Source organism: Haloferula sp. A504 (assembly GCF_044385805.1).
In the GTDB taxonomy this organism is placed as follows: domain Bacteria; phylum Verrucomicrobiota; class Verrucomicrobiia; order Verrucomicrobiales; family Akkermansiaceae; genus Haloferula.
Map to the genome: position 1 here is coordinate 65110 of NZ_JBISBU010000009.1, position 24425 is coordinate 89534.

Annotated in this window: 21 protein-coding genes; 11 read left to right on the top strand and 10 right to left on the bottom strand. The window is 64.7% G+C overall.

Annotation, left to right across the window (positions count from 1 at the left end):
• Window positions 1-6: 6 nt before the first annotated feature.
• Window positions 7-1503: a cellulose synthase family protein gene (locus ACG2LG_RS06830; RefSeq protein ID WP_396257519.1), complete on the bottom strand. Its 1497-nt coding sequence runs from the start codon at window positions 1501-1503 to the stop codon at window positions 7-9.
• Between the two features lie 243 nt (window positions 1504-1746).
• Here ACG2LG_RS06830 and ACG2LG_RS06835 point away from each other — a divergent pair, with 243 nt between their 5' ends.
• Window positions 1747-2583, top strand: coding sequence for a hypothetical protein (locus tag ACG2LG_RS06835; RefSeq protein WP_396257521.1), 837 nt, complete (start codon window positions 1747-1749; stop codon window positions 2581-2583).
• 24 nt (window positions 2584-2607) lie between these two features.
• A complete protein-coding gene (locus ACG2LG_RS06840; RefSeq protein WP_396257523.1) occupies window positions 2608-3420 on the top strand; it encodes a YgfZ/GcvT domain-containing protein in 813 nt (270 codons plus the stop codon).
• A gap of 30 nt (window positions 3421-3450) precedes the next feature.
• On the opposite strand, the gene bamA is transcribed toward ACG2LG_RS06840, so the two are convergent.
• Window positions 3451-5811 (bottom strand): outer membrane protein assembly factor BamA, encoded by a 2361-nt coding sequence (gene bamA / locus ACG2LG_RS06845; protein ID WP_396257525.1) that lies wholly within the window; start codon window positions 5809-5811, stop codon window positions 3451-3453.
• A gap of 208 nt (window positions 5812-6019) precedes the next feature.
• Here bamA and tig point away from each other — a divergent pair, with 208 nt between their 5' ends.
• The 4 genes from tig (at window position 6020) to ACG2LG_RS06865 (ending at window position 10630) form a co-directional block, all read left to right on the top strand.
• The gene (tig, locus tag ACG2LG_RS06850) at window positions 6020-7357 is read left to right on the top strand and encodes a trigger factor (protein ID WP_396257527.1); all 1338 of its coding nucleotides are present in this window, start codon (window positions 6020-6022) and stop codon (window positions 7355-7357) included.
• Window positions 7354-8049, top strand: coding sequence for an ATP-dependent Clp protease proteolytic subunit (locus ACG2LG_RS06855; RefSeq protein ID WP_396257529.1), 696 nt, complete (start codon window positions 7354-7356; stop codon window positions 8047-8049). The genes tig and ACG2LG_RS06855 overlap by 4 nt, the downstream gene beginning before the upstream one ends.
• Window positions 8050-8123: 74 nt before the next feature.
• Window positions 8124-9386, top strand: coding sequence for an ATP-dependent Clp protease ATP-binding subunit ClpX (gene clpX / locus ACG2LG_RS06860; protein WP_396257530.1), 1263 nt, complete (start codon window positions 8124-8126; stop codon window positions 9384-9386).
• A gap of 35 nt (window positions 9387-9421) precedes the next feature.
• Window positions 9422-10630 (top strand): S41 family peptidase, encoded by a 1209-nt coding sequence (locus ACG2LG_RS06865; protein ID WP_396257532.1) that lies wholly within the window; start codon window positions 9422-9424, stop codon window positions 10628-10630.
• A 13-nt stretch (window positions 10631-10643) separates the two neighbouring features.
• Here ACG2LG_RS06865 and ACG2LG_RS06870 read toward each other — a convergent pair whose 3' ends face one another.
• The 3 genes from ACG2LG_RS06870 to ACG2LG_RS06880 form a co-directional block, all read right to left on the bottom strand.
• A complete protein-coding gene (locus tag ACG2LG_RS06870; protein ID WP_396257534.1) occupies window positions 10644-11387 on the bottom strand; it encodes a hypothetical protein in 744 nt (247 codons plus the stop codon).
• 87 nt (window positions 11388-11474) lie between these two features.
• On the bottom strand, window positions 11475-12464 hold the full coding sequence (locus tag ACG2LG_RS06875) for a DUF4405 domain-containing protein (protein WP_396257536.1): 990 nt from the start codon (window positions 12462-12464) through the stop codon (window positions 11475-11477).
• Entirely contained in the window at window positions 12461-14269 is a 1809-nt protein-coding gene (locus tag ACG2LG_RS06880) for an FAD-dependent oxidoreductase (protein ID WP_396257538.1), read from the bottom strand. Before ACG2LG_RS06880 ends, ACG2LG_RS06875 begins: the two co-directional genes overlap by 4 nt.
• Window positions 14270-14496: 227 nt before the next feature.
• Between ACG2LG_RS06880 and tsaD the strand changes: the two genes are divergently transcribed.
• The 5 genes from tsaD to nrdD all read left to right on the top strand — a co-directional run bounded on the left by tsaD (window position 14497) and on the right by nrdD (window position 20376).
• Window positions 14497-15528: a tRNA (adenosine(37)-N6)-threonylcarbamoyltransferase complex transferase subunit TsaD gene (gene tsaD / locus ACG2LG_RS06885; protein WP_396257540.1), complete on the top strand. Its 1032-nt coding sequence runs from the start codon at window positions 14497-14499 to the stop codon at window positions 15526-15528.
• A gap of 58 nt (window positions 15529-15586) precedes the next feature.
• Window positions 15587-16222: an HAD hydrolase-like protein gene (locus ACG2LG_RS06890; protein ID WP_396257542.1), complete on the top strand. Its 636-nt coding sequence runs from the start codon at window positions 15587-15589 to the stop codon at window positions 16220-16222.
• A 50-nt stretch (window positions 16223-16272) separates the two neighbouring features.
• Window positions 16273-17559, top strand: a complete 1287-nt coding sequence (locus ACG2LG_RS06895; protein WP_396257544.1) for an OmpA family protein — start codon at window positions 16273-16275, stop codon at window positions 17557-17559.
• Between the two features lie 472 nt (window positions 17560-18031).
• On the top strand, window positions 18032-18520 hold the full coding sequence (locus ACG2LG_RS06900; RefSeq protein ID WP_396257546.1) for a 4Fe-4S cluster-binding domain-containing protein: 489 nt from the start codon (window positions 18032-18034) through the stop codon (window positions 18518-18520).
• 95 nt (window positions 18521-18615) lie between these two features.
• Entirely contained in the window at window positions 18616-20376 is a 1761-nt protein-coding gene (gene nrdD, locus ACG2LG_RS06905) for an anaerobic ribonucleoside-triphosphate reductase (RefSeq protein ID WP_396257548.1), read from the top strand.
• 22 nt (window positions 20377-20398) lie between these two features.
• On the opposite strand, the gene ACG2LG_RS06910 is transcribed toward nrdD, so the two are convergent.
• The 5 genes from ACG2LG_RS06910 to ACG2LG_RS06930 are packed head-to-tail and all read right to left on the bottom strand — an operon-like array spanning window position 20399 to window position 24400.
• Window positions 20399-21913: a sulfatase-like hydrolase/transferase gene (locus ACG2LG_RS06910; protein ID WP_396257550.1), complete on the bottom strand. Its 1515-nt coding sequence runs from the start codon at window positions 21911-21913 to the stop codon at window positions 20399-20401.
• A 49-nt stretch (window positions 21914-21962) separates the two neighbouring features.
• Window positions 21963-22253, bottom strand: a complete 291-nt coding sequence (locus tag ACG2LG_RS06915; protein ID WP_396257552.1) for a putative quinol monooxygenase — start codon at window positions 22251-22253, stop codon at window positions 21963-21965.
• Between the two features lie 54 nt (window positions 22254-22307).
• The gene (locus ACG2LG_RS06920; protein ID WP_396257554.1) at window positions 22308-22988 is read right to left on the bottom strand and encodes an SGNH/GDSL hydrolase family protein; all 681 of its coding nucleotides are present in this window, start codon (window positions 22986-22988) and stop codon (window positions 22308-22310) included.
• A gap of 30 nt (window positions 22989-23018) precedes the next feature.
• On the bottom strand, window positions 23019-23189 hold the full coding sequence (locus ACG2LG_RS06925) for a hypothetical protein (RefSeq protein ID WP_396257556.1): 171 nt from the start codon (window positions 23187-23189) through the stop codon (window positions 23019-23021).
• A 35-nt stretch (window positions 23190-23224) separates the two neighbouring features.
• Entirely contained in the window at window positions 23225-24400 is a 1176-nt protein-coding gene (locus ACG2LG_RS06930) for a prepilin peptidase (protein ID WP_396257557.1), read from the bottom strand.
• Window positions 24401-24425: the final 25 nt, after the last annotated feature.

Here is a 24425-nt window from a genome sequence, read left to right on the forward strand (position 1 = left end):
CCGGTCTCACGCCGACTCGTCGCCGGCCTCGCGGCCGCTCGGCAGAAGGCGGGCCAAGGATGATACGGAAGTGTAAAAGAAACCGACCGGGAAGGGAAGCAGAAGAATCGAGGCGGGCCAGCGTCCGTCGAGGGCCGCTTCCACGACCACGAAGAGGAAGAAAAAGCCGAACAGAAGCTCGACCACCGGCGTCAGCGTCTTCATCGCCTTGTAGCTGCTCTTCTTCCAATCCGAGCGCTTCTTCTTGTGCTCGATGCCATACTTCGGCGTGCGTACGAAGCCGGACTGGTGGTTGAAGATGGCCTCGATCACCGCCTTGGCATTGTTGATCGACATGCCGATGCCCAGCGCCAGCAACAGCGGCAGGTAGGGCACTTCCTTCCACCAGCTCTGGGGACGCAGCGCCTTCTGCGCCGTCACGTAGAAGACGATCACCGAAACCGAAGCGAAGAAGAAAATCGGGATGTTGACGATGTAGTAGGTCAACGGTCCGAAATCGGGTGCCGCATGCTGGTTCGGGTAGATTAGGAAGCACAGGCAGATAAGCAGCAGGTAGGCGAAATTCGAGGTCAGGTGGGCCGTCGCCTCAAGCTTCGCATAGATCGGAGCGTTGCTGCGCCAGATCGCCGGAAGCACCTTCTTGCAGACCTGGATCGACCCCTTGGTCCAGCGGTGCTGCTGGCTCTTGAAGCCATCCATGTCGACCGGAAGCTCGGCCGGAGTCTCGACTTCCTTGAGGAAGATGAAGCGCCACCCCTTGAGCTGGGCGCGGTAGCTGAGGTCCATGTCCTCGGTGAGCGTGTCGTGTTCCCATCCGCCGGCGTCGGCGATGCAGGACTTCCTCCAGATGCCGGCCGTGCCGTTGAAGGTGAAAAAGCGACCGCTGCGGTTGCGCGCGGTCTGCTCGAGCTCAAGGTGCCCGTCGAGGAACATCGCCTGGATCCGGGTCAGCAGGTTGAAGGTCCGGTTGAGGTGACCCCAGCGGGTCTGGATCATCCCGATCCGGTCGTCCGAGAAATAGTGGATCGTCTTTTCGAGCACGTCCGGATTCGGAACAAAATCCGCGTCCAGGATGAAGAGATACTCGCCCTTGGCGAATTTCGTGCCGTTCTCCAGCGCACCCGCCTTGTATCCGGTCCGGTCGGTGCGGTGGATCATCTCGGCATCGAAACCCTGCGCCTTCAGGCGCTCGACCCCGGCGCGGCAGATGTCGGTCGTCTCGTCGGTCGAGTCGTCCAGCACCTGGATCTGGAGCTTGTCCTTCGGATAGTCGATCTTCGCGACTGAATCCAGCAGGCGGTCGACGACGTGGAGTTCATTGAAGACCGGGAGCTGGACCGTCACCAGCGGCCGCTCCTCGAAACGGCGAAGCGGCTCCGGCTTCTTGCGGGAATGCTTGAGGTAGAGATAGACGATGCCCAGGCGGTGCATGCCGTATCCCGAGAGACCGAGAAGCACGAGGATGTAGGAGGCATACCAAAGGGGTGAGGACCACAATTCCATGACGTTGGGCGGGTGGGGGTTGGGAAGGCGCGGCGGCGAGGGCTCGACTGGAGTTTGAAAGCAAGCGGCAGGCCGATTCGGGAATCGCCATCAGAGGCTGGAAGGCCGACGATTTCCGGGTGGTGGATGGTTTTCCACCCGGCCGGAGGCCAACACGGAAAGGATCCCGGGTCAAGCTTCGAGAATCCGAACCTTTCGCTCATTCCCGTTGCTCTTGCGGCTTCCTGCTGCCAGATTGGGCCCATGAAGACATTGCTGGCATTGGTTTCCACGCTGGCCCTCGTAGCGCCCGTCACGGCCCAGGAGGAAGAGCCGGACTTCCGGAAGGAGATTCCACCGGATCTTCTGGAAGATCCCCATGTCCGGGAGGAACTGGCGATCAACGAGTTCACGGCTCCGTCGATCTCGAGGATCTTCGATTCGCTCGATTCGCTGGCCCCCCTCCCCTTGGGCGATCATCCCCGGGAGATCCCGGAAAAGATGCCCCTCAACCGCGCCGATCTCGCCATCGAGCTCGGCTTCCTGATCGCCGACGGCTTCCTGGTCGTGCAGGTGGGCGAACTCAGCAAGGTCGAGGATTTTGCCTCGCAACTCACCCGCTACGCCAAGGCCCTCGGGGCCGGCGAGCGCATCAACCGCCACGCCGCCAGCCTGCTGGAATCGGCACGGGCCGGCAAGGTGGACCAGCTCAAGAAGGAGCTCTCCGCGACCCAGAAAGACGTGGAAAGGGAGCTCGTCACGCTCCGCGACGCCGATCTGGCCCACCTGATTTCCCTCGGAGGGTGGATCCGGGCGCTTCACGTCGCTTCCGGAGCGGTCGAGAAGCAGTTCAGCGATGAACGGGCACGCGAAGTCATGCGCGAGGACATCGCCGACTACTACTCGTCCATCGTCGGTTCCCTGGAGCCCAGGATCGCCGAACGCCCGACCTTCATCGAGATGCGGAACGTTCTCGCCGGCATGCGCAGCGCCATGCTCATCGAGGTCGGGGAATCCCCGACCGAGGAAGACATCGCCGAGATCCACAAGCAGGCCGCCCGGCTCGCCAAGCTGGCCCTGACCCGGGAGGAAGGCAACTGAGCCCCGGGGCACCGCCCGCGCCTCATGACACGACGCCTCCCCACCGAGTCGCCCGCGCTGCTCTCGTTTCGCGGCCCGGATGCCGTCCGCTACCTCAATGGACAGCTCACTCAGGACGTCCGTGACCTGGGGAACACCGCCCTGCCCTCCTGCGTCACCGATGCCAAAGGGCGCCTCCAGTTTCTCGTCTCCGTGTTCCGGGGGCCGGAAGACGACGAGATCCGGATCGCGGGCGACTCCGCCCGCGCCGAGGAACTGCGGGCGCGCCTGGAGCGCTACCTGATCGCCGACGACGTCGAAGTCGAGGACCTCAGCGGTCAATGGATCCGCGTGCATGCCGAAGGCCCGCTGGACGGCGCGGAGATGGCGCGGGATGCCGGGGGCCTCTTCGGCTCCGGCATCGACCACTGGTTCTCCCCGGATGCCGAGCCTCCCGGTGAAATGATTCCCGATGCGGAAGCCGAGTCGCTGCGGGTCGCCGCCGGCATCCCGGCCTGGGGCCGGGAACTCGAGGAAGGCATGCTGCCACCCGAGGCGGGACTCGATCGGACCGCCATTTCCTACCACAAGGGCTGCTACATCGGGCAGGAGGTGCTTTCGCGGATCAAGTCCATCGGACGCGTGAACCGCCGCCTCGCTCGCCTGAGCACCTCGGCAACGGGCCCGACCTCCCTCCACTTGGCCGGCCGGGAATGCGGCACCCTCACCAGTGTCGACCCGGCCGCCGCCGAGGATGGAACCCGGCTCGCCCTCGGCTACCTGCGGAAGTCCGCCTATGAGGAGACGGTCTTCGAATCGCCGGAGGGTCACCGGACCCGGCTCCTCGGCTGGGCTTGAACCCAGCTCCGCCCTCTGGCAGCGACCCGATCAGTACTCGTACTGCAGCGAGAACTGGAATCTTCCTCCCTGGTCCGCAACCGGATCCGGGCTTTCGATCGGAATCGCATAGTCGAGCGCCAGCGGCACCGGACTCATCGGAAGCTTGAGCCGGACACCAAAGCCAAGGTCACTGTAAAGATCGCTCGGATCGGGATCCCATGCCGAGGCATTGACAAAGCCCATGTCGTAGAAGGCGGCCACCCGGATCTGGTCGATGACCGGGACGGTGTACTCCACGGAGAAGAACCCGAGCGATTGTCCCCCGACCACTTCCTGCGTCACCGGATCCCGCGGGCCGACGTCGCGGAAGTCGAAGCCCCGCAGGGTGCGGGCACCACCGAGATAGAGCCGGTCGAAGACCGGAACGGTTCCACTGGTCGCGTCGACGAAGGCAAGCTCACCCTGGACGGAAAGGATCGTGTCCCAGCGGAGGTTCCAGTACTGCTGGCCGCGCATGGTCAGCCCGATCGTGTCCACATCCCCGCCCAGGAAGGTCCCGGCGACACTGATTCCGATGTCCACCTTGGCTCCCTCGCGGGTTTCGATGAGGGCGTCGCGGGTGTCGTAGACCCAGTTGGCGCTGATCGAACTGCGCAGGTAATCCCCGCCCTCGCCGGTCAGCAGCGACGGCGGCGTGCCCGGGGGCAGACCGGCGTTGAGGATCGCCACGCTGTTCAGCAACTCGATCTCGACATTCTCGAGCCGGTATTCGGCGCTGATGTAAGTCCGCTCGGTGAGCGGCTTGCGGATCCCGATCGCTCCCCCGGCGTTCGTCTGTTCGTAGAAATCCGAGAAGAACTGGGAGTCGCGGTAGAACAGCTCGCCGGTGAGCGCCAGCTGCTGGCCCATGAACCACGGCTCCGTCAGCGAGATCGAGAAGTCGGTCCGCTCCGAGCCGATGCGCAGGTTCGTCGCGAAACGCTGCCCGCCACCGGTGAAGGACCAGGGGTTGGTGATGTCGAAGTTCGACTGCTCGAGGCTGACGAAACCGACCACGTTGTCGATCGAGCTGAAGCCGATGCCCGCGGAAATCGACCCGGTCCGGCGCTCGCTGACCAGGATGTCCACGTCGCGGTAGTTGCCGCCGCGCGCGCTCGGTGACGAGGAGACCGAGACGTTGTTGAAGTATTGCAGGCCGTTCAGACGAGAGGTGGTCGTGTCCAGTTCGACCGAGTTGAACTCATCCCCGGGCTTGAGCGGCACCTCCCGCCGGATCACCCGGTCCTGGGTCTTGGTGTTGCCCTCGATGTTGACGTTGCCCACCCGGAAGCGGCGACCCTCGGTGACCCGGTAGATCACGTTGACCTGGTTGGGACCCGCATCGCGGATGTCCGGAGTCACGGTGGCATCGGCATAGCCTCTCGAACCGTAGTAGCTGCGGATGGTCGTCATGTCCGCCCGCATCTTCTTCGAGTTGTAGGCATCCCCCCCCTGCAGGGTCAGGGCCGGATACAGCTCCTCCTCGTTGAAGACGGTCATCGGCCCGAAGCCGACACCCTTCACGGTGTATTTGTCGCCTTCGTTGATCGGAATCACGAGATCGGTGCGGCCATCCCCCACCGGCTCCCGCCGGACGCCCGGACTGCTCGCCCGCAGGTAGCCCTTCGAGCGGTAGTAATCGAGCACCGCTTCCAGATCCTCGTCCAGCTGGTCGACCTCGAAACGTCCGGAGTTCGTGAAGAAGGAGAACAAGCCCTTCTCCTTGATGCTCATCTGACGACGCAGCGTCCGGTCATCGAACACCGAATTCCCTTCGAAACGGATGTCGCGGATCTCGTTCTTCGCCCCTTCCTCGATGACGAAAATCAGTTCCGATCCGTTGCCCGACGGGGACGGCTGGACCCGGTGACTGATCAGCACGTCCGGGTAGCCGGCGTCCTCGTAGTAGTTCTCGAGGTTGTCCCGGGCATCGAGAATCATCTGGTCGCTGAGGGCCCCGCCCGCCTTGAGCTCGGAGGCCTTGGCCAGCTTGTTGTCGGAAAAGACCGAATTGCCAACAAAACCGACGCCGACGATCTCACTGCGGGGAACGATGGCATAGACCACCCTCACCCCGTCGGCACCCACCGGCTCGGCCAGCACGCGGACGTCGTCCACGAAACCGGACTCGTAGAGCGAGCGGATGTCATTGTCGATGGTGTCGGTCCGGTAGTCCGAACCGGCCCGGAGCTGGATGTTGTTCCGGAGCCGCGCCTCGTCCACCGCACGGCGGTCGCCCTCGTAGCGGAAATCCACCGAGGAAACCCGCTTGCCCTCGAAGTCCTGCGCGGACGCTTCGTCGGCGCCGATCCCCAGAAAAACAGCCGTCGCCAGAACCACTCCGCTTGCTCGTGCGAGCCCGCGCCTCATGCGTGAAAGGATTGAAATTCCCATGTGTTGGTGCGTTGCGTGATGAAACCTGCCGGACCCCCGCTCCGTCAAGGCCCATGTCGGGCGGGTAGGCGCCGCCCGCCGGTCGATCTACTTCGTTTGACAAGCCCCGGCCCGACTCCTTAGCTTCCCGCCCCCTGCCCGCGGGACCGTGAGGCGGATCGTGAGGCCTTTCCCACTCCAGAACATGAACATCACCGTCGACAAGCAGCCGAACTGCACCGCAACCCTCAAGGTGGAAGTGCCCACCGACGATGTCCGCGCGGAGCGTGACAGCATCGTCAAAGTCTATGCCAAGCAGGCCCGGATCCAGGGATTCCGTCCCGGCAAGGCCCCGCGCAAGGTGATCGAGAAGCGGTTTGCCCCCCAAATCTCCGAGGAACTCGAGGAGCGCCTGACCCGCAAGGCCTTTGACGAGGCCATTCGGGAGCAGGATCTCAAGGTGCTCAATTTCGGCAGGCCGACCGCTTTCACCGAAACGCCCGACGGTTCGGTCACCTTCGAGTCGATGCTGACCCTCGCTCCCGAAATCGACCTTCCGCAATACAAGGGCATCAGTGTCCGCATTCCGCCGGTCGACCTGACCGACGCCGAGCTCGACCAGCAGATCGAGCAGATGCGCGAACGCTTCGCCGACTACGCGGATATCGAGGATCGCGGTGCCGCGGAGGGCGATCTCGCGGTGATCGACTATTCCTCCACCCTCGACGGCCGGCCGCTCGAGGAGGCCCTCGACAAGCAAGTCGGCTATCTGGCGGGCCGCGAGGGATTCTGGCTGAAGATCGACGAGGAATCCTTCCTCCCGGGATTCGCCCTGCAGCTCGTCGGCGCCAAACCCGGCGACGAAAAGGAGATCACCGTCACCATTCCCGACGACTTCCCGGTGGCCGAGATCCGTGGCAAGGAGCTGGTGTTCGCCGTGTCGGTGAAGGAACTCAAGGCCGTCCGCCTTCCGGAACTCGACGACGACTTCGCCGCCAAGCTCGGCGCGGAGAGTTTCGACAAGCTCAAGGAGATGATCGGCGAGCAGGCGGCCATGGAAAAGCGCCGCCGCATCGACGACCTCAAGGTCAACCAGGTCGTCGAGCACTTCAACAGCCTGGTCGACTTCGAACTGCCCGAGGACCTGGTCCGCCAGGAAACCCAGAGCCAGGCCGACTCGCTGGTTCAGCGCGGCGTGCAGTCGGGCATGAGCGAGGAGGAGATCGCCGCCCAGCAGCAGGAAATCTTCGCCACCGCCGGGATGCAGGCCCGCACCAACCTGAAGACCAACTTCATCCTCCAGGAGGTCGCCCACGCCGAGGGCATCGAGGTCAGCGACCAGGAACTCGTCCAGCACCTCGCCCGGGTGGCACAGTCGCGGAACGAAAACCCCAAGAAGGTCATCAAGGAGATGCAGCGTCAGGGCCGCCTGCCCGGCATCCGCAACTCGATGCTGGTCGGCAAGGCCATTGACTTCATCCTCGAGCACGCCACCGTCGAGGAAGTCTCCGAAACACCGGAGCCAAGCACCACCGAATCATGAGCGATTTTCCCACATCCCTGCCCCGGATGGCAGGCCCGCAGAACAACTACTACGTCCCGACGGTCATCGAGCAGGACGGCCGGGGCGAGCGCGCCTTCGACATCTACTCGCGACTGCTGAAGGACCGCATCATCTTCATCGGCACGCCGATCGATGACTTCGTCGCGAACTCGGTGATCGCCCAGCTTCTTTTCCTGCAGATGCAGGACCCGAAGAAGGACATTCACATCTACATCAACTCGCCGGGCGGCTCCGTGACGGCCGGTCTGGCGATGTATGACACGATGCAGTTCGTCACCTGCGACGTGAACACCTACTGCATCGGCATCGCCGCCTCGATGGGCTCGGTCCTGCTGACCGCCGGCACCAAGGGCAAGCGCTTCTGCCTGCCGAATTCCCACGTGATGATCCACCAGGTCTCCGGTGGCGCCCAGGGCACCGCCTCGGACGTCGAGCGCACCATCGGCTTCATGTTCAACCTCAAAAAGCGCCTCAACGGCATCCTTGCCAAGCACACCGGCAAGTCGGTCGAACAGGTCGAGACGGATTCCGACCGCGACAACTACATGACCGGCGAAGAGGCCATGGAATACGGCCTCGTCGACAAGGTCCTCGAAAGCCGCAAGGAGCTGCCCGATGCCGTCAAGGACGCCGCCGGGGGCGACGATGACGGAAAAAAGAAGGACGACTGAGCGAAAATCCGCTATCATGACGGGGCGGCGCGGGTGTTTCCCGGCCGCCCCGTTTCCATTTCCAGAACCAAGCCATGGCACGAGCCTCCAATCTCACGATGTGTTCTTTCTGCGGAAAGAGTCACTCGGAAGTGAAGAAACTGATCGCCGGTCCCGGCGTCTACATCTGCAACGAATGCGTCGAGGTCTGCTCGAACATCCTCGACAAGGAATTCGCCGACGCCGAAGGCTCGTCGCCGACCCGCCGTTCACCCTCGTCAGCGGCGCGGTTGGTCCCGCCCACTGACATCCGCCGACGCCTCGACGATTTCGTGGTCGGCCAGGACCTGGCCAAGAAGGTCCTCGCCGTGGCGGTCTTCAACCACTACCAGCGCCTCCGCCAGGAGGAGGCCGACGGCGAGTTTTCCGAGGTCGAGATCGAGAAATCCAACGTCCTCCTGCTCGGTCCCACCGGTTCGGGCAAGACCCTCCTCGCCCGCACCCTCGCCCGCGTCCTCGACGTCCCCTTCTGCATCGTCGATGCGACCACGCTCACTGAAGCGGGCTACGTCGGCGAGGATGTGGAAAACATCATCCTCCGGCTCCTGCAGGCGGCCGACTTCGACGTCGAGCGGGCCGAGCAGGGCATCATCTACGTCGATGAAATCGACAAGATCGGCCGCAAGACCGACAACGTCTCGATCACCCGCGACGTTTCGGGTGAAGGCGTCCAGCAGGCGCTGCTGAAGATTCTCGAGGGCACGGTCTGCAACGTGCCGCCACAGGGTGGCCGCAAGCACCCGCAGCAGGAATACATCCAGATCAACACCGAGCGCATTCTCTTCATCTGCGGCGGTGCCTTCGTCGGACTGCCGGATATCATCCAGCGCCGACTCGGCAGGAGCGCCCTCGGTTTCCACGGCATCAAGGACAAGACCGAGAGCGAGGAACGCGAAGTGCTCGAACTCACCGAACCGGAAGACCTCCTCCACTTCGGCCTGATCCCGGAGTTCATCGGTCGCCTGCCCGTCATCTCCTCGCTCCGCCAGCTCACCGAAGACGAGCTGGTCACGGTTCTCACCGAGCCGAAGAACGCACTCGTGAAGCAGTACGCCAAGCAGCTCTCGCTGATGGACGTGAAACTCAAGGTTACCAAGGACGGCCTGCGCGCCCTCGCCGAGGAAGCCGTCCGCCGCGGCACCGGAGCCCGGGCCCTGCGCTCGATCTTCGAGCGGATGATGCTCGACATCATGTACGACCTTCCCTCCCGCGACGACGTCGAGTCGGTCACCATCAATCGCGCCGTCGTCATCGGCGAGAAGCCCCCGCTGATCCGCAAGCGCCGCAACGCGGCGTAGCTGCGGCGTCCCGTCGCAGGCTCCTCAATCCGCTCATGCGTCCCCTGCTTCTCCTGCTCTGCCTTCTCCCTGCCTTCGCGGACGAGAAAGCCCCGGCCCTCCCCGATCCCGACGAGGCCGCCTACCCCGCGATCGAGCGATTCGTCGAGGTCCTCGAGCAGGTCCGGCAGCGGCACCCCGACGTCGACAAGCTGGCCTACGATCGACTGGTGAACCATGCCCTCGAGGGCATGCTCGGATCGCTGGATCCCCACTCCTCCTTCATCCACCCGGAAATGGCCGCCGCGATGGCCGCCCACCCGGACCTCGACCCTCACATTCCCTCGCTCGGTCTCACGCTCGGCCTGCGCCAGGGCGGTCCCTACATCGCCAATGTCCTCCCGGGCTCGGCCGCCGCGGAACTTCTTCCCGGCTCCGCCCTCCAGGAGATCGACGGGCAGCCCACCGCCGGGCTCGAACTGCCCACCCTGCTCTCCCGGCTCACCGGCGAGGCCGGCGCGACGGTGACCCTCAAGTTGAAGTCGCCGGTCGAAGCGAAGCCGCTCGAGCTCACCCTCACCCACCACGCCATCGATGAACGCGCCGTGGCCGAATCACGCCTCCTCGACGACGGGCAGACGGGATACCTTCGGCTCTCGTCCTTCACCGACGCCGCCCCGCGCGAAATGGAGGCCGCGCTCGACGAGATGGAGGACGACGGCATGAAGCGCCTCATCCTCGACCTGCGCGGGAATCCCGGTGGATCGCTGCCGGCCACCGTGCGGATCCTCGGGCTCTTCCTCCCCCCGGAGACCGAGGTCGTCACTACCCGGGGCCGCGAAATGGAAGACGAGGTCCTTTCCACGCCGGAACGCCAGCGCCGCCAGCGCGACTACCCCATCGCCGTTCTGGTCGACCGCATGTCCGCCTCCGCGTCCGAACTCACCGCCGGCGCCCTGCAGGACCTCGACCGCGCCGAGATCGTGGGCGAGACCTCCTACGGCAAGGGCTCGGTGCAGAACATCATCCCCATGGGTGGCGGCACCGCCCTTCGACTGACCATCGCCACCTACCACACTCCTAGTGGCAGGACGCCCCATCTCACCGGCGTCACTCCGGACGTCGAGGTCGAGATCACCGAAGAGATTCGGGAGAATACCGCCCTCAGCTTCCGCCGCGACACCCTCACGCCCGAGGAGATCAAGGCCCTCGAAGGCTGGACCGACCCGGTCCTTGCCGCGGCTCTGGAAAGGTTGGCCCGGTAGTCTGGCGCGACGACTATTTGGCCCCGCCTTTCGCCCTTGCGGCGTCCTTCTCCATGTTGGCCTTGATCCAGTTCGCCAGCGTGCTGCTGCCCTGGCCATAGCCACCTGGCAGTGGTCGCAAATCGCGGGTCTGGACGCGCGGTGGATCACCCCAGTGGGCCGGAAAGCGTCCGCCGGCCCCGGCCTTCGCTCCGCCCTTGGCTGGCTGGCCGTAAACCATTTCGTAAACTTCCTCGGCGGACCGGCGCTCGCCCTTCGTCTCGTCGAACCACGGCGTGCCCCCCGTCCACATCCGATCCTCCGGCAGAGGTTTCCCCGCCTTCACCCACTCCTCAAAGCTCGGGACCTTCGGCTTCCCGCAACCCTTGCGGGCCACCAAACCCGCCACCTCATCGAGTTTCTCCACCGGCTCGAACTTGTCGGCCCGCAACCAGTAGCGGCCCTCGTGCTTGTCCCCGAGCAAGGCGATTCCGCGGGCCCCTTGCTTCGCATCGTAGACCTGGAAATCCCCCACCCGCTTGCGCCAGATCACTTTGATCTGTTGCTTCTCTTCAACTCCGCGCAGGGCGGTGTCCACGCGCAATTCGCCGCGCACCCAGTCACCATCCTCCACGCGGTCCATCAGCGTTCCCAGGAAGACCTTCTCGGCCTCGGCCACCCGCTCGGCAAGCGGCCGGGGCGGTGCCATCGAGAGACAAAACGCCCGGTCGGCGACTCCCAGAAGAACCGCCATGCCGACGAGGAGTAGGATTTTCATTCGTTTCATGGCCGCAGTTTGCCGGAAGGACGCCCGTTGTGACACGAAATTTGCGACCGCAGGGAAACGCGGACCCCGAACGCCGGATCATTGCGAACCATCCGAATCACGGGAAACCGGGCCAAGCTTCGCCAGCAGGAGGTCCACCAGCTTCATGGCGCTGTCGATGCCCTCGAAGTCGTATTCGAGGGTGCCCCCCTGCTGCGCACCGCCACCGTGGGCGGTGAGTTCGAGCAGCGCGTAGCCGCCTCCCGTCGCCGGCTCGAAATAGGCGGTGTAGAGCAGCGACGGCTGCCCGAGTTCCTCATCCGGCCACGCCGCATTCGGATCGCGCACCGCATTGACCTCGACGCAGATCACGAACTCCTTTTCCTCCTTGAGGTGTTTCTCGAGCTTGAAGGAATGCGTCTGCGTTGCCGCCGAATAGAGATCGACCTCGCCGCTCGGTTCGACGCCGGAGACCAGCGTGTAGCGATGACGCCAGATCGGCAGCAACTTGTGTCGCTCCGTTTCCACGCCCTGCCACTCGACCTGCTCCGAGTATCCCAGACCCTCATCGAGATAAAGCGTCTCGATCATGGTGCCGGTGGTGCTTTCGACCCATGCCGCGACCGCCGGGGCCGGCCCCTCGGGATCGGCGAAGCGGATGGCCAGTGCCAACGAGGGAAGCCCGGGCTCCTCGGGTTCCCGGACGATCCAACGCGTGCTGCCGGTATCGAGAAATCCGGCGGCGGGCGACTCCCTCACGATCGCCGCCCGGTTCCTCGATTCGTAGCCGAGCGCAATGGCGGCGTCGGTCGGCCACCATCCGGCAAATGCCGCCACCGCCAGCAAGCCGACCGCAAGCATCACCGCACCGACCATTCCACGGGATGCGCCCCTCCCCTTCAGCTTGCCGGAAAAGTACCGCGTGCGGGAAACGAGGTGCGCGACCACCAGCAGCAGCGTCAGCGCCCCGAAGATGATGTGGACCCGCGTCGTCGTGATCGAAAACGGCAGCGTGAAGGCCATCACTCCGGTCACCGTTAGACCGAGGAAGGCGAACAGCAGGCCGAAGTTGACGATGTGCCTTGTCACGCTTCGTAGCCAATCAGCTTACGAAGCTCGGTGACATGCTTTTTGCCGACCTCGCGCGGCATCGCGCCGTGCTTCTTGCAAAGCGCTGCGGCATACCCGGTGGCGATGCCCATCTGGCCGCAGGTCAGCATCACCCGCGGTCCGGAAAGGCCGATGTGCGAGCAACTGAAGCAGCGTCCGGCCATCATCAGATTGGAGATGTCCTTCGAGTAGAGGCAGCGGAAGGGCACGTAGTACAGTCCCCCCGTCTTGCGGAAGATCGCCTTGGAGAGAAAGTCGACCGGCGAGCCGGTTTCCTTGAGCTGGTAATGGGTGTCGAGTTCGCGCTTCTCCTCGACCACGGCGTCGGGAAATTCCCGCCGCTCGGTGGCGTCCTTCATCGTGTAGATGTAGTCGCCGACGAGCCGGCGCGAGCATCGCTTGCCGCCGACGTAGGCGACCCACTCGAGCTGCACGGTCGCGTTCTTGGGCTGCTTCTTGGCATTCGAAAACGACCCGAAGATCGCGCGCAGGACGTGGTCCCGGATCTGCTCGGCATCCTTGATCTGGTCGAGGTGATCCGCGGAGTATTCCCAGTACCATTCGCCGTTGATCGCGGAGTGGCGCTTGGCCACCGGCATCGCCCAGGGCACGTCGGGGAACTTCACCGGCTGCTTCGCCTTGCTTGAGTTCCACAGCACACTGGTGCCCATCACCTTGCCGTCGGCCTTCTCGGGACTCCAAAGGTCGCCGTATTTCTCCCAGCCCTCGTCGAACTCGCTCCTCGCCTCGCGGCCTTCCCGATACTCGGCCCCCGCCCAGAATCCCAGCCAGCCGTCGCCGGTCGCATCGACGAAAACCGGCGCGAGAAAACGGCGGATCAGACCGGTGGTCGCCTCGCGGGCCTCGACGCTGGTGATCCGGTCACCGTCCTTGCCGAGACCGACCGCGGTGTGGTGCGGGAACAACTTGACCCCGGATTCCTTGAGCGTCTTCTCGCGCTTGATCTGGTCGAGCTTTGCGTCGGCGTGGCCGTTGGGCCAGTGCCCCGTGTCGATCTGCTTGAGGATGTCCGCGCCCTTGCCGTGAATCCCGATCGTGTGGACCCGGACCTCCTGGCTGGCATTGCCGCCGAACAACGGGCGGTCCTGCACCAGCGCCACCTTCAAGCCCTGCGAACGCGCGGCCAGCGCAGCGCCGCAGCCCGACATGCCGCCGCCCACGATCACCACGTCGAAGCTCTCCTCGGGAACCTCGCGGTCCGCCCGGCCGGTGAGCCGGTCCTTCCACGCGGTCAGCTCCGCGAGGTCGTCGTTCGGCAGCGCAGGCTGGTCCTCGCGGGTGAAAAACACCGCATCGAAGCGTCCATCGAAGCCGGTCAGGTCCTCCATCTCGAGCGACTGCTTGCCGGCCTTGGAAATCTCCACGGTTCCCCCGTCCTGCCAGGCCCATCCTTCCTCGGTGCCGAAGTCCTTGCCCAGGTCCGTGCCGTTCACCTTCACCCGGAAACGTCCCGGCGCCTCCCACTCGCCCGGACACCAGTCGCGCGTCCGCACCCACACCCGCCAGGTCCCGGCCTCTGGAATCTCGAAGGCCGTCCTTGCGTTCGCGACCGGCTTGCCCATGCCGTGCGCCAGCAGCTGCACGCCGCCCATCTGCTGGTAGAATTGGGTGTCGAGCACCCAGCCGCCTGGATCGTCAAATCCACAGGCCTCGACCAGCACCCCGGCCGCACCCTTGCCGGAGCCACCGAAAAGCTGCCCAGGAGCGACCGCCGAAACGAAGGTCGAACCGCCGATCACACGAAGAAAATTTCGTCTTTGCATGGCGCTTCTACGCCCGGATCCCGCGGCGGCTTTCATCCCCGCGGCGGACACCTTCTAGACTGCGGCGCTTCAGCGCCGCTCTACGCCGGCCGGGCTTCAGCACGGGTCGGCCACTTCGCCCCCCTCGGCGACAACCCGGCGATGAATCGCCTCGCCCAGAGCGGCGCTGAAGCGCCGCACTCAAGGGCACTCTTGCCAACTGCCGGCACGCGAAAGAGGCTTGGGCCGTGCCCCTCATCCTCGCCATCGAGAGCTCCTGCGACGAGACCGCCGTCGCGATCCTGCGCGGCGAGCCCGGTCGGCCCGCCGAGGTGCTCGCGTCGGAAATCGCCAGCCAGATCGACCTGCACCGGGCCTACGGCGGCGTCGTCCCCGAGCTGGCCTCGCGCAATCACTCACTGCACCTCCGTCCGCTGATCGAGCGGGCGCTTGAAACCGCCGGAGTCGGCATCCGGGAGATCGACGTCTTCGGTGCCACATCCGGCCCCGGCCTCGCGTCGTCGCTGCTGATCGGCTCGACGGCCGCCAAGGCCCTCGCCGCCGCCACCGGCAAACCCTTCGTCGCGGTCAACCACCTCGAAGGCCACCTGCTCTCGCCCTTCGTCGATCGGGGCGAAATCCCGCCGCATCTCGCGCTGGTCGTCTCCGGCGGTCACACGCTCCTGCTCGACGTCGCCGGCGCCGGTCACTACCGCAGGATCGGATCGACCCGCGACGATGCCGCGGGCGAAGCCTTCGACAAGGTGGCCAAAATGCTCGGCCTTCCCTACCCCGGCGGCCCGGAGATCGAACAAACCGCCGCCGCCGGCAATCCCACCGCTTTCGATTTTCCCCGCTCGATGCTCAAGGAAGCAAACTTCGACTTCTCCTTCTCCGGGCTCAAGACCGCGGTGCTCTACACGCTCACGGATCGCGATCCCGATCACGGCACCCCGCAGCCCGCCGACCTTCCCGACCTCTGCGCCTCGTTCCAGCAGGCGGTCGTCGATGTCCTGCTCGCCAAGACGCTCCGGGCCGCCGCCGATCTCGGCCGCGAAACGGTCGCCCTCTCCGGCGGCGTTTCACTGAACGCAGTCCTGCGAAACGCCTTCCGGGAGGGCTGCCAATCGAGCGGCCGCCAACTCATCCTCGCCAAGCCGCAACTCTGCACCGACAATGCCGCGATGATCGGATTCGCCGGCCTGCACCACCATTTCAAAGGCCACCACGCGCCCCTCGACACCGGCATCGATCCGAATCTCCCGCTTGCGCTCGGGTGATTCCGCCGCCTTTGTCCTTGGCCCCCGCGCCCCAACCGCCTTTCTTGACCCGCCCCGCATGGCCTACCGGACGATCATTTTCGATTTCGACGGCACCCTCGCGAACACCCTCGAGGAAAGCCGCCGCATCTTCAACCAACTCGGTGCCGAGTACGGCCTGCGCGAAGTGACGGCGGAAGAACTCCCGACGCTGCGTCACCTGTCGATCAAGCAGCTCATTTCCCACCTCGGCATTCCCAAGCGCAAGGTGCCCGCGATCATCGCGAGGGGCACCTCCATGATGCGCGGCAACATCGTCCGCCTGCCGCTGATCGAGGGCATGGCGGAAGTGCTCCCGGTGCTGCGTTCCCGCTGCCACTCCTTCGGGGTGCTCACCTCGAATGCCTCGACCAACGTCGACCTTTTCCTCCGGGCGAACGGCGTGCGCGGCCACTTCAACTTCATTTCCTCGACCTCCAAGCTCACCGGCAAGGCCAAGCACCTCAAGGCCATCCGCAAGACCTTCTCGCTGAAGTCCGAGGAAATGCTCTACGTCGGCGACGAGATCCGCGACGTGAAAGCCTCGCAGAAGGCCGAGATTCCGGTGGCCGCCGTCACCTGGGGATTCAACTCGCCGGAGGTTCTCGCCGCCGAGAAGCCCGACCACCTCCTGACCCACGCCACCGAACTGCTCGATCTGGCGCCCGGTGCCTGAGCTGATTTCCGGCTTCGACAAACGGGCCCGTTCCGCTTTCCTCTGAACCCATGAACGACGAAACAACGCGAGACACCGACGCTCCCGAGACGCCTCCCGAGACGCCTCCCGAGGCACCGGCCGGGGAAACGCCAGCAGCCAAGCCACCGGTCTCACCCGTGGTGCTGACGATCGGCTTCATCATCGTCGTGCTGCTCGGCATCATCATTTTCCAGAACCTCTTCAATCGGCCCGGCGGAGGAGGAAAAGAAGACAGTCTGGCCATTCAGTCACTCCAAGCCGACATCAAGACCCGACAGGCCCAGCTCAACCGCGAGCGCCTCGCCCTTGGCCTGGAACCACTGCCCGGAACCACCGGCGTGGAAACCACCGAGGAAGTGGCCGAGCGACTGACCGAGGATGCCGCCACCCTCGCCTCCTTGGCCACCAGCTTCCAGGACCTGCTCAACCGCAAGGAAATGGAACTCGACGAACTGCGCAGCGAATCCATCTCGGCCCTCAAGGAACAAAAACGCCTGCGCGAACTCCTCAATCAGACCAACGCCGAGCTCCGTGCCGCCATGGTCGATGCCTCGATGGCCACCACCATCAAGGGCGAGCTCGATCGCGCGAATGCCACCATCAGCGCCCTCAACGAGGAGATCGCCCGCCTCCAGACCGAGCCGGGCGAGCTGCGCGCCCAGCTCGCCGAGGTCACCCTCCGCCGCAACGAACTCGAGGCGCGCGTCGCCGAACTGGAAGAGCAGCTTCGCAAGACCAACCTCTTCGCCGCCTCGGAGAACGAACTCATCAAGGAAGCCGTCGCCCTCTTCAAGGCCCTGCGAAAACTCGAGGGGTCGTCCGAACAGGAACTCGCCGCCGCCTACAGCCGCTTTGGTGCCGAACTGCGCTCCGAAGTGCTCGACACCTGTGAGTTCGCCACCGGCTCGTCCGAGGTCCGCGCGGATCTCGAATCCCGCCTCCGCCTGCTGCCCGGCGAGGCCCCCGAGAACGCCATGCTCTTCGTCGTCGGATACGCCTCGGAAACCGGCAACGTCGACAACAACCGCACGCTCTCATCCGACCGCGCCACCGCCGTCGCGCGCATCCTCGATACCATCAAGCGCCCCGGTCAACGTGTCCAGGCGGTCTATCTGGGGCAGACCGACCGCTTCAGCGCCGAAACGCCGGTGAAAAACCAACGCGTCGAGGTCTGGCAGATCCTTCCCAAGGCCGGGACCCCGGACGCCGGTTTTTCACCGGGCTCAAATCCGCCGCCACCCGCTCCCTCGGCACCCGATCCGTCCGTCTCCGACGACGGCGCTCCCCCGCTGCGCCCGCTCCCGGACCTCCAATGACCCGCCGTATGGCGCTTCCTGGAGCATGTTTTCGCGAATCGAGGTGCCCCAGGTCGGCGCGGTCGAAGGTCGAAAGGTCCAAGGTCAAAAGTCCTCTGTTTCGAGAGTTCGCGGGCGTCCATCCCGCGTGGTTGGTTCTGACCTTCGACTTTGAGACCTTCAGACCTTCCGACGAAGGCACCCCTCCAAACAAGTGCCGCCCCCAATAAGCCGGGCGGACAAATGTTCCGCCCGTCCGCTGGGGCCGCCCCAGCTCCCCCGGGGCCCGAGGGCCCCAACATTTTGGGGCTCCCTCCCTGGCCCTCCCCGGGCACTGCCTGCTTGCTGGCTGAAACTCAGTCACTTCAGCCCAGGAATGACCGATGCCATCCCCTTCGGCTTCACACCCTAAAATCAATATGTAGTATGAGATGAAATTTTTCATACAATATGTTTGCGCCAGCAAGCAAGATATGCACAGTATCAGGGCGCTGTGTTAACCTCACTTCGCTACGTCTGCCACACGGTCGGAACCCTCGAAGTCCCCGACGAAGTCTCGCTCATCTACACCGTTTCCGGCTGCCCGCTGCGCTGCCCCGGCTGCCACTCGTCGGACCTCCGAAATCCCAGCCTCGGCCAGCCGCTTGATCGCTCCTCCTTCGGCGCCGCTCTGGACCGCTACGCCGGTCTCGCCTCATGCGTGTGCTTCCTTGGCGGCGAATGGCAGCCCGACGCCCTGATCGAACTCCTCAAACTCGCCCGCGACCGCGGTCTCGCCACCTGCCTCTACAGCGGCCTCGAGGAAATCGACGACCGCATCGCCGTTCATCTCGACTATCTCAAGCTCGGCCCCTTCATCGCCGCCCGTGGCGGTCTCGACCAGCCCGGCACCAACCAGCGCTTCCTCGACCTGCGCAGTGGCCGCGACCTCACCCACCGCTTCCAGCGCCACGCCGCCCCCGCCTTCGAACTCGCCGCCTGATCCCGGCCAAGGGAAGTCAGACACTCCTGTCTGACTCTTCTCCATCTCCATCTCCATCTCGATCTTCACCTGAACTCTGAACTCTGAACTTCTCCATGACCACCCAACTCGACTTCATCGACCACTACATCTCGGCCGGCAACTCCGCCGACGGATCACTCGTTGACGCGAACGCCAACGTCTCCTGCAAGAACGCCGCCGTGCTCGCCGCCGAGATCCACAAGCAGTCCAACATCCGCATCCACCGCGAGCTGATGGATCGCAAGCTGCGCGAACTCTTCGGCGACGCCACCGCCGACCGCTACCGCGAGCAGCTCGACAAGCACGAGATCTACACCCACGACGAGACCGCTCCCTTCATGCCCTACTGCGCGTCGGTCAGCCTGTTCCCGCTGCTTCAGCACGGCTGCGTCCCGCTCGGCGGTGAAAGCAAGGCCCCGAAGCACCTCGCCTCGTTCTGCGGCTCGTTCATCAACTTTGTCTTCGCCATCTCCGCCAACCTCGCCGGTGCCTGCGCCACGGTCGAGTTCCTCAACTGCTTCGACCACTTCGCGCGCAAGGACTACGGCCCCGACTACCTCGCCACCCACCGCTTCGAGATCGAGAACCACCTCCAGCACGTCGTCTACGCCCTCAACCAACCCGCCGCCGCCCGCAGCTACCAGAGCGTGTTCTGGAACATCTCGGTCTTCGACGAGCACTACTTCACCAGCATGTTCGGCGACTTCGTGTTTCCCGACGGCGACCGGCCTTCATGGAAAAGCGTCAGCCGACTGCAGGCCTTCTTCCTCGAGTGGTTCAACCACGAGCGGGAACGCTCGCTGCTTACCTTTCCCGTGGTCACCGCCGCACTGGTCCACGACCGCGAGGAACCCCGCGACAAGGAGTTCTCGGAAATGCTCTCCCTCCAGCTCGCCGCCGGGAACTCCTTCTTCATCTACACCAGCGACAGCGTCGACTCGCTGTCGTCCTGCTGCCGCCTGCGCAACGCGCTCGACGAGGACAACGACTTCTCGTTCTCGCTCGGTGCGGGTGGCGTGATGACCGGCTCGATGCAGGTTATGACGATCAACTTCAACCGCCTCATCCAGGACCGCCGCGACCTCGCCGAACAAGTCCGCGACCTCCACCGCTACCTCGTCGCCCGCCGCGCCATCCTGGCCGAATTCAACGACGCCGGACTGCTGCCGATCTACACCGCAAAGTGCATCGTCCCCGAAAAGCAGTACCTCACCATCGGCGTCAACGGCCTGGTCGAGGCCGCCGAGTTCCTCGGACTCGATCCCTCGAACAACGAGGACTACATCGAGTGGGTCTCCGGCCAGCTCCGCACGATCAACGAACTCAACCGCGAGGCGACGAAGGAATACGGTGCCCGCTTCAACACCGAGTTCGTCCCGGCCGAGAACCTGGGCGTCAAGTTCGCCCGCTGGGACCGCGAGGCGGGCTACCAAGTGCCCCGTCCCTGCTACAACTCGTACTTCTATCCGGTCGAGCGCGACGACATCCACATCCTCGACAAGCTCATCCTCCACGGCGAGCGTGTCACCCGCTACCTCGACGGCGGTTCGGCGCTGCACCTCAACCTCGAGAGCTACCCGACCGAGGAGAGCTTCGCCAAACTCATCCGCGCCGCCATCCGCACCGGCTGCAATTACTTCTGCACCAACGTGCGGGTGACCTGCTGCAACGACTGCGGCCACATCGACAAGCTCACCCGCGACCACTGCACCGCCTGCGGTTCCCGCAACGTCGACCACGCCACCCGCATCATCGGCTACCTCAAGCGCGTCTCCTCCTGGTCCGGCGAACGCCGCGACGAGCACGAGCGACGTGCCTACCAGACCACAGGGTGAGCCTGAGACGCGCCCCCCATCGTCACTCGTCCACGACCCGGTAGAAGGCCCGGTCGTCCGGAGGCGCCGGGTCGCGGAGAATGATGACGGGATCACCGTTGTCGATGATCTCCGCGCCGGGCACGGCTTCCCACCCAACAAGATTCAATCCCCGCTCCAGCGTCAGCGACGCGTTGGCGAACCATCCCAGTTCCAGGTTGAAACCCCCCTCGCCGTCGAAATGCATCCGGTGCACCTCGGGTTGGTTGGCATACCCGGCGAGCCGCGCGGTCAGGTCATCGTAGGCCGCCTGCTGGCTGGCGTTGAGAGTCCCAGCGAGAAAGTTCACCGCCTCCCGCGGATTCGCATCGACCCGGTACAACTCCCCGGCCCCGCCTTCCCGGAGGATGAACTTGAACTCCTGACCCACGATGGTCCGGTCCCCGTCCGCAGTGCCGGCTGACGAAGGGGTCAGGGCCATGACATCGGCCGGATCGCGGGAATAGGCGCCCGTATCCAGAAGCGGGGCGAACGAGCGGGAGTCGAGGACGAGTTCCTGCGGCACCACATCCGCGGCCACCACGCCGAAGAGTTCGAGAATGGTCGCATAGAGGTCGCAGGCATGGATGATCCCGTCGTAGGCCGTGCCCGCGAGTGAAGGATCCACTGCGGCTCCCGCGATCACCATCGGCACGCGGATGCCGCCCTCGTAGAGCGAGCCCTTGGCATGGTCGCTGGCAAAGGGCGGCTGGATCACCCTGCCCGAAGTCCCGTTGTCGCCCATGAAGATGACCGTCGTTTCCGCGAGGTCGACCGCCCCGAGCAGGCGGCCGATCTCCGTGTCCATCGCCTGCACCATTGCCTCGTAGTGGTCCCGCGAGCCAGGAGCCCCGTCGTCGGAAATCGAGTCGTAGTCGTGAAGGTCGTTCGGAGGACGGTGCAGCGGGGTGTGGGGGGCGTTGAAGGCCAGCCACAGGAACCACGACTCGGTGCCGCGGGCGTCGATCCATGCCACGGCGTCGTTGACGTTCTCGGTGGTCGCATACGCAGAGTTGGGGACCGTCACGCCATCGACCACCTTGTCGAAGCTGTCATAATCCAGGAGCGCCCCTCCGAGCGTGCCGACGAAATGGGGCCAGCCGCCGATCTCGTTCGGCGAGTCCGCGTCGTTGCCGAGGTGCCATTTGCCGATGCACGCCAGCCGGTCGCCGATCACGCCCGAGGCGACCAGGGCCTCCGGAAGGGTGAAGTCGTTGGGCTGGAGTTGGTTGATCTCCGGCGCGAGCACGCCGGTACGGAAGGCATGCCGGCCGGTCATGATCGAGGCACGTGTCGGAGAACAGGTCGGGTAGGCGTAGAAGCGCCCGAAGGCGAGACCTTGCGCCCGAAGCCCGTCGATGGTCGGGGTCGGAGGAAAGGAGGCGGTCGGATTCACGTTGAAGCCGGACAGGCTGTCGGTGCCGAGGTCGTCGGCGATGATAAGCAGCACGTTGTCGGCGCGGACCGAACCCCACGCCACGACAAGGCAGGCGAGGCCGGTTGCACGAAGACGGGACATGGCGGAACGAACCCGACCACGCCGGAAAAGTCGCGGTCGCCGGGAACATTCAGCCGATTGGATCCATCTCGTAAACCGCCACATCCGCCACCATCTCATCCGCCTTCGCCTGGAACTCCCGGATGTGCGGCGCCTCCATGTGCGCCAGCCAGTGGTCCCGCGTCTCCCAATTCTCGTAGAACAGGAAATGCGCCGGCTCGCCCTGGTCCTGGTGGAGGTCGTAGTTGAGGCATCCCGCCTCGGCCCGGGTGGCCGGCACGAGCTTCATGAGTTCTTCCTTTACCAGCCCGACCTTGCCGGGCTTGGCCGTGATTCTTGCAACGATGGTCAGCTTGGACATGGGTCTTCCAGTTCGTGGTTTGGGAACGTCCCCGGGGAGCCAAGCAAGCCGGGCTCAATCCGGCAAGGGCACATCGGCTTCCCCGAACAGCGGCAGCAGCGCTTCCAGCCACTTCATCGCCATCTTCCTCGCGCCCTCCACATTCGGATGCACCTTGTCGGCCAGGGTGTCGGTCCGCCAGTCGAACCCGTCCGCCTGGTCGACCAGAATCACCTTCGAATTCTCCTCACGCAGGAGCCCGGCAAGCCGACCCAGCTCCCGGTTCAGCTCCGGAATGTAAGAATACTTCGGCAGCTTGCCCGAGGGAATCACCTGCGCCAGCAGCACCGTGACCCCGGGGTTGATCTCCCGGAAAACCCCGATCATCGCCGCCGTGTCGCGCACGATTCCGGGAACCGGCCGGTCCTTGCTGAAAGAGTTGTGACCCGAGTGGATCAGCACGATGTCGGCCGGGTACTCGCGGTAGATCTTCCTCGAGGCCCCGAGCAGCCACTCGGTGTTCCTGCCGCCGTATCCCGCGTGGCGGGAATGGGCATCCTTCTCCGGCCCGATGAACTCGACGGCCAGGCCCCGCTTGCGCAATTCGGGGCCGAGAAACTGCCGGTAAGACGGAAAACCCTTCCCGCCCTGCGTGATCGAATCGCCGATCGCGAGGATGGTGGGCACTTCGCCGGCTGCCGCGGTCATGCCGAGCATTCCCAAGGCGACGATCCAGAGACTCGTGAACCGTTTCATTTCCAGACGCATCGACATCACAAGGCCGGACTAATCCCCGGAGCGCATCAGGATCAGCCAGGCAATGAAGCTGGTGCCGCCGATCACCAGCGCCAGCGCCGCCACCGGTTTGTGCAAATATTCATAGTCCGGCGCCGTCGCGGTCCCATGCCACAGGACGGCAGCCGCAAGGACCATGATTGCCGAACTGATCGCCTTCATCGTTCTCGCCTTACGCATCCAACGGCAAAGAACTCTCACCTCAAGCTCGCCACGTACCACTCGGCCAGCTTCCAGCCCCCGAAGAACCAGGTGAGCGCCCCGAGGACGAGGAAGGGACCGAAGGGCAGGCGCATGCCGAAACCGATGCGTCCGAGGATGGCGGCGGCAATCGCGTAGAGCGAGCCGGCCAGCAGCGAGAAAAACACCCCGAAAGGACCGAAGAAGGCACCGATCACGCCCATCAGGTGCACGTCGCCCATGCCCATCGCCTCACGGGGAACCACCGCCTTCTTCGCGGTGCCACGCAGGGCCTTGAGATCCTCGAGCTTGATCTCCCGCCCGTCCGGCAGGATCAGGCCTTCCTCGTGCAGCTTGAGCGTGCCGCCCTCGATCCACTCGCCGTCGACTTCGAGCGTTTCGGCCTCGATGATGAGACGGTCGCTCTTTCGGTAGAAGATGTCCCACCAGGCGAGCCTGTCCTCCCCCATCTGGAAATGAATCGGGTCCTCCTCGTTGCTCGGCTCTTCCAGAAACCACTCGACCGGCTCGTCGTGCGCCCATTCGACCCGGCCGAAGGCGAGCTTGCCGAGGAGAACGACGATCCACAGGCCGAAGAAGCCGATCAAGAAGCCGAGGCCGGACTGGATCAGCCCGTCCAGCCATCCGGGTTCCATCGAGCGCCAACCGATGAGATCGGGGAGTTGTGGACAAAGCAGCGCCCCGATGAAGCCGGCAACCGTGCCGCTGATGGTCAGCTCGAGCGGAATCACGAGGTGCTCGGCATCGATGAAGGCGATCGCCACGAACGAGGCGATCAGGAACCACAACGGGATCACCGCGAGATGCGCGGGCTGGAACCGCGCTCCGCCGAGCCGGTCGGCCATCACCCACAACACCGCGGTGAAAAGCAGCGCGGTGAGCAGCTCGACGGCAAAATAGCGGGCGGAAATCCTTGTCCCGCAGGACCGGCACTTCCCCCGCAACCACAACCAGCTGACCAGCGGGATGTTGAGGCGGAGCGGAATCTCGGCCTTGCAACCGGGACAAAACGAGCGCTTGGGGTCGTTCACCGAGAGCCCGAGCGGCAACCGGTAGATCACGACGTTGAGAAACGAACCGATGCATGCGCCGACGAGAAATGCCGCCAGCAGCCACACCGGATGATCGAGCGGAGGGTAGATCACCCGCCCAGTGAAACCCAACTCAGGCATTTCGGAAATCCGAAACTTCTGCGGG